This is a genomic window from Chitinophaga sp. 05T412, from assembly GCF_056396465.1.
The window spans coordinates 425,951-438,631 of sequence record NZ_JBFTLN010000004.1 but is presented as its reverse complement, the minus strand read 5'-3'; the positions used below and the strand labels follow the sequence as shown (position 1 = coordinate 438,631).

General features: G+C 43.8%; 10 protein-coding genes. 7 read left to right on the top strand and 3 right to left on the bottom strand.

The window, feature by feature from the left end; translation table 11 throughout:
- Positions 1-87: 87 nt before the first annotated feature.
- The 3 genes from AC1DFM_RS12135 to AC1DFM_RS12125 form a co-directional block, all read right to left on the bottom strand.
- A complete protein-coding gene (locus tag AC1DFM_RS12135) occupies positions 88-996 on the bottom strand; it encodes a DUF4249 domain-containing protein (RefSeq protein WP_477076996.1) in 909 nt (302 codons plus the stop codon).
- Between the two features lie 3 nt (positions 997-999).
- A complete protein-coding gene (locus AC1DFM_RS12130) occupies positions 1,000-3,375 on the bottom strand; it encodes a TonB-dependent receptor (RefSeq protein WP_477076995.1) in 2,376 nt (791 codons plus the stop codon).
- Positions 3,376-3,921: 546 nt separating this feature from the next.
- On the bottom strand, positions 3,922-6,441 hold the full coding sequence (locus AC1DFM_RS12125) for a DUF5686 and carboxypeptidase-like regulatory domain-containing protein (RefSeq protein ID WP_477076994.1): 2,520 nt from the start codon (positions 6,439-6,441) through the stop codon (positions 3,922-3,924).
- Positions 6,442-6,764: 323 nt separating this feature from the next.
- Between AC1DFM_RS12125 and AC1DFM_RS12120 the strand changes: the two genes are divergently transcribed.
- The 7 genes from AC1DFM_RS12120 (at position 6,765) to gwsS (ending at position 12,680) form a co-directional block, all read left to right on the top strand.
- Complete coding sequence (locus AC1DFM_RS12120) at positions 6,765-8,678, top strand: histidine kinase (RefSeq protein ID WP_477076993.1); 1,914 nt, start codon at positions 6,765-6,767, stop codon at positions 8,676-8,678.
- A gap of 12 nt (positions 8,679-8,690) precedes the next feature.
- Positions 8,691-9,428: a LytR/AlgR family response regulator transcription factor gene (locus AC1DFM_RS12115; RefSeq protein ID WP_477076992.1), complete on the top strand. Its 738-nt coding sequence runs from the start codon at positions 8,691-8,693 to the stop codon at positions 9,426-9,428.
- Positions 9,429-9,646: 218 nt separating this feature from the next.
- A complete protein-coding gene (locus AC1DFM_RS12110) occupies positions 9,647-9,829 on the top strand; it encodes a hypothetical protein (protein WP_477076991.1) in 183 nt (60 codons plus the stop codon).
- 41 nt (positions 9,830-9,870) lie between these two features.
- Positions 9,871-10,044, top strand: coding sequence for a hypothetical protein (locus tag AC1DFM_RS12105; protein ID WP_477076990.1), 174 nt, complete (start codon positions 9,871-9,873; stop codon positions 10,042-10,044).
- 431 nt (positions 10,045-10,475) lie between these two features.
- On the top strand, positions 10,476-11,450 hold the full coding sequence (gwsG, locus tag AC1DFM_RS12100) for a grasp-with-spasm system ATP-grasp peptide maturase (RefSeq protein WP_477076989.1): 975 nt from the start codon (positions 10,476-10,478) through the stop codon (positions 11,448-11,450).
- Complete coding sequence (locus AC1DFM_RS12095) at positions 11,428-11,607, top strand: hypothetical protein (protein WP_477076988.1); 180 nt, start codon at positions 11,428-11,430, stop codon at positions 11,605-11,607. The genes gwsG and AC1DFM_RS12095 overlap by 23 nt, the downstream gene beginning before the upstream one ends.
- 2 nt (positions 11,608-11,609) lie before the next feature.
- Positions 11,610-12,680 (top strand): grasp-with-spasm system SPASM domain peptide maturase, encoded by a 1,071-nt coding sequence (gene gwsS, locus AC1DFM_RS12090; RefSeq protein ID WP_477076987.1) that lies wholly within the window; start codon positions 11,610-11,612, stop codon positions 12,678-12,680.
- Position 12,681 lies beyond the last annotated feature (1 nt).

The following is a 12,681-nucleotide window of genomic DNA, read 5'->3' as shown; positions in this document are numbered from 1 at the left end:
TCCTTACTATTCACCTATTACGGTACCGGCTGTAAAGCAAAAAGGTGGCAAATGCCACCTTTTTGCTTTACACGATAAAACGTCTTCCTACTTTATCACATGCCTCATACTACTTACGCTAAAACCACTGAAACATCCCACCACATTACTTCCCTTTATGTTACTTTTCAACACTACCGGCGTTGAAAACGGTCCACTATTGGCCCTGGCTTTATTAAAGCTATCCCAGAAATCATACACCGGACGTTCAACACTCACCAGGTAATAAGTAGCGGTATCTCCTACCGGCATGACCGCGGAATGCGTGATATGTATAGACTGCCCGTTTACCAGTTCGTCTGTATTGGGTAAATACCTGTCTGTACCCAGGGCGCCCCATCCGAAGGTACTTTTGGTATAACGGTTTGCCCAATAGTAAATCTGCGCATTACCAAGGGTATCGGGGTCAGTGTAATGTACCGTAAGCCGGGCTCGTACCCTTCCGGAATCGTCTTTAAAAGGAGTTGTATTGGTAAGACTATCAATCGGCACCGGTATGGGTAAAGTGGTAATAGCCGTATATGTTTTGCCTTCTGACACGATTTCCAGCAGATAGGATTTTCCGGGCTTACCTATCAGGGCTTTTGCGGAATCCGTCACCAGTTTGGGATCAAAGTATACACCGGGAATATACAGCGAATGCATGGCAGGCATCTTACCTTCCTTCATTGTTACTTTAGCGGCAGTATTCCATTGATAACCTTTCCCTTTTTGGAAGTCCCCTTCTGTGATGGTCACCGTGGCTTTTTCCACCGCCGTATTGGCAAACTGTGATTCCGTGAAGTTGACCGTTTTCCCAATGATGACATAGTTGTAAGAACGGAGATTGTTGTTGATATATGCTTCTACCACCAGCATGGGAGGTGTTTTATCCAGCTGAAGATCGATGTCTTTTTCGCAGGCATTGCAAAGCAGCAGTATCAGTAAAGCAAAGATATAGTTACTCGGTTTTTTCATACATCAGAAATTAAAATTCCAGGAAAGACTTGGCAGAATGGGGAACAATATCACCTGTTTGCCTTGTATGGTTTGTTTTTTCTCGTCAACGTCTACATAAATGAAGTAAGGATTATTACGATTGTAAACGTTATATACACTCAGTATCCAATTACTTTTAAAGCGCCGGGTACTTTCCGGATTTGGTGTAAAAGTAACGGAGAGGTCGAGGCGATGATAGGCAGGCATACGATAGTCGTTGACCTTACCATAGCGGTCGACATTGGTAAATACCGGTACATCACTTCTGAAATTATATCCCAGATTATAACCAAAGCGACCATTCGGCATGGTGAGTGCATTACCGGTGCTGTATACAAATATGCCGGAGAATAACCACTTTTTCGACAGTTGATAATTGGCGGCTATATTGAGATCGTGGGTGCGGTCATACCTGTAGGGAAAGGGCTTGCCGTTGTTCAATGCAGGGAAAGTGCGTTCGGTGCGACTAAGCGTATAACCGATCCAGCCCGTGAATGGTCCTGTTTTCTTTTTTAAAAATAATTCCAGCCCATACGCTTTTCCTGAACCAAAGATCATCTCTCCTTCGATATTCTGATTGAGCAACAACTGAGCGCCTGGCATAAACTCCAATTCGTTGCTCATTTTTTTGTAGTAGGCTTCTGCACTGATTTCATATCCTTTAGAGAGGTTTTTATAAAAGCCTGCAGCCACCTGATCTGCTATTCCTGGTTTTATCAGGCGGCTAACCGGAATCCATAGATCACTCGGAAATGTAGCGGCACTGGTGGTGGCCAAATGCAGGTACTGCACCGTACGGGTATACGAAAGTTTGACGCTTGTTTCCTGATCAAACAGGTATCGCATGGCCAGGCGTGGTTCGGGATACATATACCTGGCAATCACAGCACCTTTGCCATATTTGATGGTTTTACCGGTAGGGACGCCATCTTTTCCATATACCACAACGTCCTTGGGACCTATCTGATCAAAATAGCTGGCCCGTACGCCGGCCAGGATATTAAACTGGCGGCTGATGTCCCAGTCTGCGCTGAGATAAGCGGCTGCCTCCCGGCCATATTGCTTATTGATTTTTGATACAAACTCCTGCTCCCCTGCACTGGTATTGCCCGCGCCCGGCTTGAACTGATGCCAGGTGCCCTGCCAGCCCGCCTTTAACTTAAAACGATCTGTTGGAATATACATCCAGTCGTTCCGGACCTGATAGTCCAAAAGACCCGAGGAAAATAATACCCCATCTGTATTGTAGGTGATACGGCTGCCAAGATCAAAGGAATTATGAGATAACGATAATTCCTGCTGAATGCGTTTGCTGACCTGGGACTTCCAGGTAATACCAGCCAGTGTGTTTCCCCAATCAGCGTTGAAATTACGATGCCGGTCATTCGATTGTTCTTTATCGTAATTGAACTTGTCTTTACCGGTATAGAAATTCACCGAAATACTATTGGCATTATTTAACTCAAAATTCAGCTTCGCATTTACATCATAGAAATAATAACCATTCTGTTTAATGGTTTCCGGCGCTACCCACCGGGCAATCTGATCGATATAAGTACGGCGGGCGCTGACAATAAAAGACGATTTCCCTTTTGATATAGGGCCTTCTACGGTAAGACGGGAAGAGATCAAGCCTATACTCCCGTTAAATTTAAGAGAGTCTTTATTACCCTCCCGGGAGGCAACGGAAATAACGCTACTCAATCGTCCGCCGTATTCGGCGGGCATTCCGCCTTTAATAACAGAGATGCTTTTAACGGCGTCGCCGTTGAAGATACTAAATGCGCCCAGCAGGTGCGTAGGGTTATACACAGTAATACCATCCATCAATACCAGGTTCTCATCCGGACCACCACCCCGTACATAGATGCCACCGGCGTCTCCGGCGTTCTTGATACCAGGCAGCAAGGTGATAGACTTTAGGGGATCTATTTCCCCCAGTAGCCTGGGCATCTTTTTGATCTGATCAATAGTCATCAGATGTGAACTCATCTGGCTAAGCTGCAATATCCGGTCTGCCTCAATGGTAACGGGTTTGAGCAGATGCGTACTCTTTGACAATATCACGGCTATCGTCGTATCACCATGCAACATGATCCCCTGCGTACTGGCGGAATAACCGGTAGCATTAACGGTGATCTGATACTGTCCGGGTGTAAGACGTAGCAATGCCTTGCCGGTTGAATCAGTAGCAGCTGTTACTGAGCCTGCTGCAATGTTAGCGCTAACGCCCTGATATTGCTGATTGGTAACGCTTACTTTGAGTACAGTTGACTGCCCATATGCGTTCAGTCCCCCAAATAATAAAAATAGAAAGTTCCACTGTCGGGTGCGAATGGTTTTTCGTCTGTCTACCATTTTTAGAAAGTTATGCTGGTTTTACAGAAAGCTCGTTTTTAGGGAGCACATGTAGGTTTTTCACGCTATTCATTTTGTAATTACATAGTGTAAACTGGTTGAAGGTTTTTCAATTACTTTAATCTGGTGTCAATTTGGGGAATGAACGATACAAAGGAATGATGTGTTCATCTGCAAGTAATGCCACAACGCCGCTATGGCAGGCTTCCTGCAATGGATCATTTATGCAAATGTGTAAGGCGATAGAAAATAGGACCATCAATAGATGTAACTATTGCTACACTTAAAATCCGGCACGCCTGGTTATGGATATTTGATATGGTTTATGAAATTTGATATGGTTTAATATTGATGCTGATATGGTTTGTAATGATGGCGCTCCTCAATATTCAATGCTACGGCATTCAACAATAATTACGCCAGAATGGTGGAGGTTGGCGTTAATTCTCCTTTATGATTTATCAGAAAATAATTACCTCATTATTATACTAAAAAAAGGGTTGCATCGTTGGATACAACCTCTGCCAATCTGTTGTTTAGCTGTTATTAAAATTGCAACCGGAAACTTCCAAACAATCCAAAGTTATTGCTATGCGATAAAGCAGTTTGCTGCGGATAAATCCGCCACACAGCATCCACCCGGAAGAAGCGGAAAATATTATCGAAGCCGGTGCCTATTTCCGTATATACGTTCCCTTTAAGAGAACGCATACCATAACCTCCAAATTCCATGTGGTTATATACCCGGCTGTTGTAAGACAAATCTCCGATGACTGACTTCACATTCCAAAACTGGCGGACGCCGGTGCTGCGCATAAATGGCAACAGGTTCAACAGCTTCCCGTTGAAGTTGTGTTCTATGTTGACGCCTGCATAGCGGTCGCTAAAAAATTCATACTTCCTCATCAGGCTGAACGCTTCTTTATTGTAGTAATACGTTTCATTTCCCGGATGCATTTGCAACAGCATAAAGGGTAAACGCTCCGTGAAAATCCGGCCACCATACACCATATAATTCACCCGTCCCCAGCCGGGCAACTGAAACTGCTGACGCACGCTGAAGCTAACTTTTTGATAATGATATTTGCCACCGAACATGCCAGTGGGTGCAAAAGCATAGGCCAGTTCAGAAACCGGTAAATTACTACGCACACGCTTTAACTTGCGGAAGGTGCGTAACTCCTTCTCTCCCGGCGCGAAACGTAATTTCAATTGTAACTCGGTATTCACCACCTGCCCCTTTTCTTCCGACAGGAATAACTTATGCGGAGGCAGCGGATCAAAGGTGGTGTAGCGACTACGAACAATAGTACCCTGCAACGAGAACTCCTGCGGAAACTGTTTGATCACCGACAAGCTGGCATCTGCTTCCCGGATGAACTTCTGCGGTATGCCACGACGGCGGACCAGCTGGCCAAAGATATTATCCAGCGATACCTGTTCTCCGTTAAAACCCCGTTGGTTATTATCCAGGTCATCTTTGTAAAATGCCATCACCTGCCAGCCATTTTCACCGGGTGAGATATAATTCACGGCCATACTCCCCTTCAGCGATTCATCCTTCGTGCCATAAGCGAGGTAACCATATAAACGCCAGTTGCGGCTGAACTCCGCGGTGGTCCCCAAATCAAACCGTACTCTCGGACCTTCTACACGATTACGGCTTACCCATTTATACCACGGACCAATCTCTACTTTCCCGAGCTTAATATGCCCATCAAAAAGAAAGGTAGCTGTATTGCTCAATTGCCGGAAAGACGGCATCGATTTTAGTGTATCCACTAACGTTATAGCATGTAGCTCATTGCGCGTTAATGTCTCCGGACGATGGCCTTCCAGGTATTGCTTACCGGCCGTTAGCGCACTATCGGGAATCACCACTTCTTCTTTTCTGCGGTTGGCATTCACCTTCTCCGTAATAAAATCCTGGTTGGTAACAATATGATTGTACAACGTGGTTTTACGGCCAATAAAAGTGGTCCGGTCTTTACCCAGTGGCGCCAGCTCTACAATGAAACGATCTTTTGTCACCACCCATTCCTGCTCCTTATTTTGCGCAAATTCCTGGATAATGTCCAGCCGTTTTACGAAGTTGATGTCTACCGCACCGGCCACAGAGAGACTGATTTTCTGTATCGCCCAGGTAGAAGCCTGTATCCAGCAGTCGCCCGCAAACAGATTCTCCCCTTCCCGGCGCGGTGTAAAGGCGAGATGATAATAGGCTTCTCCATGCTGATACACCGTGTCCAACCCTTTGTAGTGGTAATAGCGATCACCGGTACTGCCAATCGGACTGATAAACTCACGACCGAAGACCATCAGGGAGTTCTGATAACTATTGATCTTCTGATTAATACCGCCCAGGTACTGCATAACAGACTCATTCTTGATACCACTGTTATTCAATGCCCGGATCTCTTCCCTGATACTGGGAGGCGTGCCGGCTGCATAATAATCAGAAACGGATTCACTGAGAAATACCGGGAGGAAAGGACGCTGTTCTGAAATGGTGTCTATTTGTTGGGTAACAAAAGTATAGGGCTTCATGAGCCTCGACTTCTCCCAGCGTTGCCGGTTGATATTGGAAAGATCTATCTCCAGTTTATTATAGAGCTCCGCATAATAACTCTGATAATGTGCCGGAGAATTTGCGTCTCTATGGGCCACTATCTGCCGCCACCATACCAGGCCTTTGTCCATTTTGGCTTTCACCTCTACGCCGATTTTTACAGCCGCTTCCAGTTGTATCATTAAAGACGATGCCAGCGTAGCCGCCAATGGCAAGGATTTCACCTCATATCCCACATAACGAACCACCAGTGTGTCATTTTTCCGGGAACTTCTCACGAGTTGAAAATATCCGGCGCTATCGGTCATTACACCGTAGCCGGCAGCTTTCCAGTAAACAGTAGCAAATGGCAATGGTTCCTCAGTGAATTTATTCACCACCTTCCCCTGAGTGGGGGTAGTAGCAGCTTGTTGCGCCCAAGTCTGTTTAGCTGATAATAATAGCAAACAAAAAAACACGACCCAGCCCTTGCAAATACAGATAAAGGTTTGCAGCATCAGATAAACAGTTGTAGATATATTTAAGACGCGGTTTTGATCATCTCCCCCCATTAATCCCTAAAAAATACAGGTACAGTAATAACAGGCAAACAAATATCTTTTCAGGTCGGGTTTCATTACATGAAGTAACGTAAAAATCATTTAAATATTAAAAATAATCATACAGTATCATAACAAAACCAGCCGCCAAAGCACAATTAGCGGATTCAAAAAAGGCTGATACTGAAAGGAATGTGAAAAATATTTTTATATTTGTCCCTTGCTATAGTGATAGTTATCAAGTGACTGTACTTCCATTACCAACCATGTCTGTATTTAGTATGAAGATTGTGTACCGACCATGTATTGCTTTTGTTACCTTCATAGCGCTGCTATGCCTGTATACAGCCTGTAAGCAGCCGGCCGGACCGGAAGGAAAATCAGTAAGAACTGTTACAAGTGAGCAGGATACTGCTTTCCTTCCATTGATTCTTGCCCAGGACACCCTTGGGAAGCCCTTCCTCATAGATACCGTTAAAATTATACTGGCCGCACTGGAGAAGAGAAAGAATAAGGAGGAAGATCCCTATTATTACTATTTCAGGGGATACCAGTATGAACTGAAGAAGGAAGTTGACAGCGCTGTATATTATTATAAGCTGATGGAGCCTTCCCCCAGAGATTCCCAGCTGATAGCTTTAGCCGATTTTTCCGTACTGAATCTTACCACGGAAGCCGCCAATATTACCAAAGCAGAACGGGCAGAGCAGATCCTGGAGGCTATCAAAAAAGCAGAACGGAGTAACAGTATATTCCTTTATCGCCTGTATGACCTGATGGCCCGGTCTTATTACACCAATGGGAATATTGGCAAATCCGTTACCTATACCGGGTTGTATTATAAGAACAATCCTTTTAAAGCACATCCCATCATACGGCAGCGATATTTTGACATACGCTTCATGCTGACGGCCAGATTGGGCGATCTCAGCGGGATGCAGCGCTACCTGGATAGCGCCCGCCTGTTAGCCATCCAGATTGCAGATAGTATGGCATTGGTTCGGACTTATGACTATGAGGCCCAGATATACTCCCGCACTGGAGAATTGGCCAGGTCCATTGAATGTGAGAAGGTATATTTCAATTATATGAAGGCCCACGATCATCTGAATTCGGTTGTCTTCAATAACCTCGCCACCAGTTTTGTAAGAAACAATCAACTGGATTCTGCTATTTATTACTATAATGAGGGTATTGACTGGGCAGCTGAAAAAGAGCAATCAGCCAATCTGTTTACTGCCTATGAAGGCTTGACAGAAGCTTACCGGAAAAAAGGAGATTACAGGAGTGCCCTTGCAACCTTCCACCACTCCTTCGAGATTTATGCCAGAAATAATGATTCTATTGAGGCTTCCAAAATAGAAGAGCTGCATACCCGCTACCAGACAGAGAAAAAGGATCAGGCCATTGTGGTGTTGAAAACAACGAACGCCTTAAACCAAAAAATCATTTCCCAACAACGCTGGATATTCATCGTTATCTGTACCTTATTGGTAGTCGCGGCATTTTTCATTTACAACATCTACCGGCAACGCCTGCTCTCGGAGAAAAATGACAAACTGCTGATCGATAATAAACGCTTACTGCTGGAGCAAAAGACCCGGCAAATGCAATTGAACCCCCATTTCATTTATAATGCAGTGGCCAATCTGCAAGGATTAATCAGCAGCGACAGAAAGCAGGAAGCCAACGCTTACCTCGTGTCTTTTTCAAGGCTGATGCGGAATATCCTGGAACTGAACCGGGAGGATTTTATTCTGGTGGAAGAAGAAATTGGCGCGCTGGACAACTACATCCGGCTACAACTGATGCGCTTTACCGGCATGTTTGACTACCGGATTGATGCAGGAGATTTGGACATTTCCGATATATTAATTCCACCTATGCTGATACAACCCTTTGTGGAAAATGCCATTGAGCACGGGTTTAAAACCATCGGCTACAAAGGAATGCTGCTGATTACATTCCGCCAGGAACAACAACAACTGGTTATTACGGTAGATGATAACGGTGTTGGAAATCAGGGCCCGATCAGCCAGCACAAGGAAAAGAAATCATTATCGCAGATTATAATACAGGAACGACTGGATTTGCTCTTTAATAAAGAACGGCAGCTATCCGGGTTCTCCTGCAACGCCAAGCCAAACGGCAATGGCTTTGTAGTAATTGTCAACATACCCTTTATAACCGCTTAAAATAGCAGCACAATGACTGTTTATATACTTGAAGACGAAATAAATATTCAGAGACACATTATAGCATTAGTAGCAGAACTCCCCTATCTGCAGCTGGTAGGGTATTCCGCAGATATTGCCAAAGCAGAAAAAGAAATTCCGCTATTAAAGCCGGAGCTGATTCTGGCGGATATACAGTTGAAAGATGATACCAGCTTTACCCTTTTCAGCCGCATCGATATATCGGCCATGCAGGTGATTTTCATTACCGCCTATAATCAGTATGCCATTGACGCCCTTAACCTCGGCGCAGGCGGATACCTCCTGAAGCCATTGGATACAGAACAGTTTAAGGACACCGTGGACCGCTGCTTTAAGAAAACCGAGCAACATAAATTCAACCAATATCAACTGGAAATTGCGGCTGCCCATTACAACCGCAGCGCCCGCCCTAAACGCATTGCATTAAAAAGCACTACGTTTACACAGGTCATCAATATAGAAGATATCGTGTATTGCAGCAGTGATAAGGGATATACCACGTTTTGGCTGAAAGACGGCACCTCTATCCTCGTATCCAAAGTATTGAAAGAGTATGAATCCGTTTTACCTACAGAGATGTTCCTCCGTTGCCATCAGTCTTTCCTCGTCAATGCCCATTTTGTAAGTAAATATTTTAAAGATGGATACCTGGAAATGACCACCGGCGCCAAGATCCCCGTATCGGACCGTAAAAAAGATACCGTGGCTGAATTCCTGGAACGCATCTAGTTCCGCGGATATTTCCCCTTTTCCGGCAAATAATGATTTGTTCCCCGCAAATATTGATCACGTATTCCCGTGATCCTTTCCCACCTTACTTTTGAGTCATCAAACAGGGAATAAGTCCTGTAATAATTTAACCATATACGATGACCCGTAAAATGCATACCGAAACATGCACCTTAAAGGTCAGTACGGATATGTAGCACACATTAAAAAAAGCATATATGAAAAAGCTACAAAAATTGAACGAAAAAAAGGTGACCAACCTGGAAAACGTTAAAGGTGGTTTGATGATGTTGCAACCAGAATTCTCTCTGGACGACGACCAAACTAAAACCACCTACAATGAAGCATCCTGGAACGGAAAACATTGGGTAACTGATGTTAAACAGGATCCAAAGAATTAATTAGTCACCTGATTTGTTAACTTATTTAAACGTAAACAGCTATGAAAAAACTGCAAAAATTAAACGAAAAAAAGGTAGAAAACCTGGAAAACGTTAAAGGTGGTCTCATGCAGATGATGATGGAATTTTCTGACGGAGACAAAACCACTTCAAATTCCGCGTCCTGGAATGGAAGACATTGGGTAACCGATACCAAAGAAGACGCAGGCAACTAATCATTTATTTGTTAACTAATTAAATTAAAGCAAAATGAAAAAACTGACAAAATTAGACGAAAAGAAAATCTCATCCCTGGAAAGCGTTAAGGGTGGTCTCATGCAAATGCAAATGGAGTTTTCCGATAGTGAAAACCCAACTACCACTCACACACCTACGCAAAGAGGTGATCAATACTTCTGTGATCACAGCGGGGACGCGAGATAGTCGTCAGTTAACCTTCAGCTGGTACTGAACAAACAACAAGGGGCTGTCCCGTAGTGCGGACAGTTCCCTTTGTTAACTCCTTAGTGTTATGATCATCCATTCAACTCCTTAGCACCCTGATCATCCATTTAACTCCTTAATAGCAATGATCATCCATTAATCATATCATCCATTGTTGTCCCAAATTTTGACGAATCAGTGAGGTAGTAAAAAACAATTATTGATGAACCAGAAAATTCTGATTTTAAGCCAGGCATTTCTCGAAACCACCACGGATAATGTGTGTCAGTGGCTGAACTACTACCAGGTTCCTTTCCAACGCATAAATGGAGAGGATTTCTTCGAGTTTACGAGCCTGAACGCGCTTCCACAAAATGACAACATTGGTGTGGTCTGGTACAGGAGAAAGCTATATAGTTTTCCATCAAAATACAGTCTTAAAAAAGAGCATGCTCCAACCAGCTATACCGTTAGAAGGTTCCTGATAGATGAGTTTAATGGATTGCATTCCTTATTATTCCACACCATAGACCGGCATAAATGGCTGAATGATCCGATCATAGAGAACAGTCAGAACAAACTCCACGTGTCCATGTTAGCGAAGGAATTCGGTTTGCAAGTTCCGTTTACAGAAGTGGTAACTACGAAAACTGCTGTGGTAGCACTACTGGAACGATATCCGGAGTTGATTGTGAAACCAATGGGAGAATGCATTTTGGTAGATGATGAATCCGGTACGAAGTTCAAGATGCTGACGGAAGTAATTAACGCATCTAATCTAAAACGGATGCCTGATCAGTTTTTCCCGTCTATGGTACAGGAAAAGGTAGAGAAAAAATATGAAGTCCGGGCATTTTACCTCGATGGGAGTTTCTACAGCATGGCCATCTTCTCCCAAAATAATAAAAAAACAAAGGACGATTTCCGGAACTACGATGATGAGCGACCCAACAGAACCGTGCCTTACCAGCTACCGGCCATTGTGGAAGAAAAGCTCCGTAAGGTAATGCAGGCGCTCCATTTCAAAACAGGTTCCATTGATTTAATGGTAGACCGTCAGGGAGACTATTACTTTTTGGAAGTAAATCCGGAAGGTCAGTTTGGAATGGTGTCTTTCCCCTGTAACTATTACCTGGAAAGGAAAATGGCCATATTATTAAGCAAGATGAACGCACATGAAGAAAAAATTCACCAGTAAGCTGAAAGAAAAGGAAAGATTACCGCTGCCATTGTATTACCTGGATGCAGAGGATGCTTCAAATGGTAAGCGCGTTGTTAAGTACGAGAAAGCGGAGAAAATTAATGCCCCCGCATTTGATTTACAGAGCTTCTACAAGCCTATTTCAAAATTTTGACCATGAAATTTTTAAATCTGTTTGCAAACTGCCAGTTGGTGCACGGTGCGAATATGTCGTTACTCTGTGATTTGCAGCTGCACAAATATTATCATATCCCGAATGATACCTTTGAGGTATTACAGTACCTGCAACAATACTCCATACCCGATTGTATTGCCCATTTTGGAGAAGACAATAAAGAAGCCATTGAGGGTTACATCCATTTTGTGGTGAAGAAAGATATGGGTTTTATAGATGATCGTTTACTGGAACAGCTCATACCAATGGACTTACAGTGGGATCGCTATACACCCATTACCAATGTTATCCTGGAGTACAATGACCAATTGAATTATACCAACAAATTCATGGATGATTTATTTGATTTTAATGTGCAGGCACTGGAAATCAGATCTTATCAGCCTATTTCTGTAAACGATCTCCTTCCGCTACTAGGAACGTTCAATGGTAAAACATTGAGAGTAATAAGATTGGTACTGTCGTACCACGACAGTATCAGTCTTCACTCACTGGAATCCCTGGTGAAAGAATACCCACGGGTGAGATCGATATGGATACACGACGCGCCGGAACAAAAACTGGAGAAGATTTTCGATGATACCGTATCCGTTATCTTTCTTTCCAAACATCTTAACTCCTGCCTGGCTTGCGGTGAAATCAGCGCGGCCTATTTCCAGTCAAACCTGGAATTATTCACGGAGAGCCAGCATCACAATACCTGCCTGAATAGGAAATTGTCCATCGACTACAATGGATATATCCGGAATTGCCCTTCCATGCAAACGCACTTCGGACATATGGAAGAAGTGGCGCTATCGGCTGTATTGGAGGAACCTATCTTTAAAAAATATTGGAATATCCGGAAGGACGACATTAATACCTGCAAAGATTGCGAATTCCGGCATGTATGCACGGATTGCAGGGCTTTCGTTGAAACACCGGAAGATATCTACTCCAAGCCACTCAAATGTGGTTACAACCCTTATACAAGCGAATGGGAGGAGTGGACAAACAATCCTCTGAAACAGGCGGCCATTGATCATTATGGCCTGAGATCATTGATAAAGTAAT

What these genes read in the sequence shown, in the direction of transcription:
- AC1DFM_RS12135 (WP_477076996.1), bottom strand. Translation starts at nt 996, where the DNA reads ATGAAAAAACCGAGTAACTATATCTTTGCTTTACTGATACTGCTGCTT.
- AC1DFM_RS12130 (WP_477076995.1), bottom strand. Translation starts at nt 3,375, where the DNA reads ATGGTAGACAGACGAAAAACCATTCGCACCCGACAGTGGAACTTTCTA.
- AC1DFM_RS12125 (WP_477076994.1), bottom strand. Translation starts at nt 6,441, where the DNA reads ATGCTGCAAACCTTTATCTGTATTTGCAAGGGCTGGGTCGTGTTTTTT.
- AC1DFM_RS12120 (WP_477076993.1), top strand. Translation starts at nt 6,765, where the DNA reads ATGAAGATTGTGTACCGACCATGTATTGCTTTTGTTACCTTCATAGCG.
- AC1DFM_RS12115 (WP_477076992.1), top strand. Translation starts at nt 8,691, where the DNA reads ATGACTGTTTATATACTTGAAGACGAAATAAATATTCAGAGACACATT.
- AC1DFM_RS12110 (WP_477076991.1), top strand. Translation starts at nt 9,647, where the DNA reads ATGAAAAAGCTACAAAAATTGAACGAAAAAAAGGTGACCAACCTGGAA.
- AC1DFM_RS12105 (WP_477076990.1), top strand. Translation starts at nt 9,871, where the DNA reads ATGAAAAAACTGCAAAAATTAAACGAAAAAAAGGTAGAAAACCTGGAA.
- gwsG (WP_477076989.1), top strand. Translation starts at nt 10,476, where the DNA reads ATGAACCAGAAAATTCTGATTTTAAGCCAGGCATTTCTCGAAACCACC.
- AC1DFM_RS12095 (WP_477076988.1), top strand. Translation starts at nt 11,428, where the DNA reads ATGAAGAAAAAATTCACCAGTAAGCTGAAAGAAAAGGAAAGATTACCG.
- gwsS (WP_477076987.1), top strand. Translation starts at nt 11,610, where the DNA reads ATGAAATTTTTAAATCTGTTTGCAAACTGCCAGTTGGTGCACGGTGCG.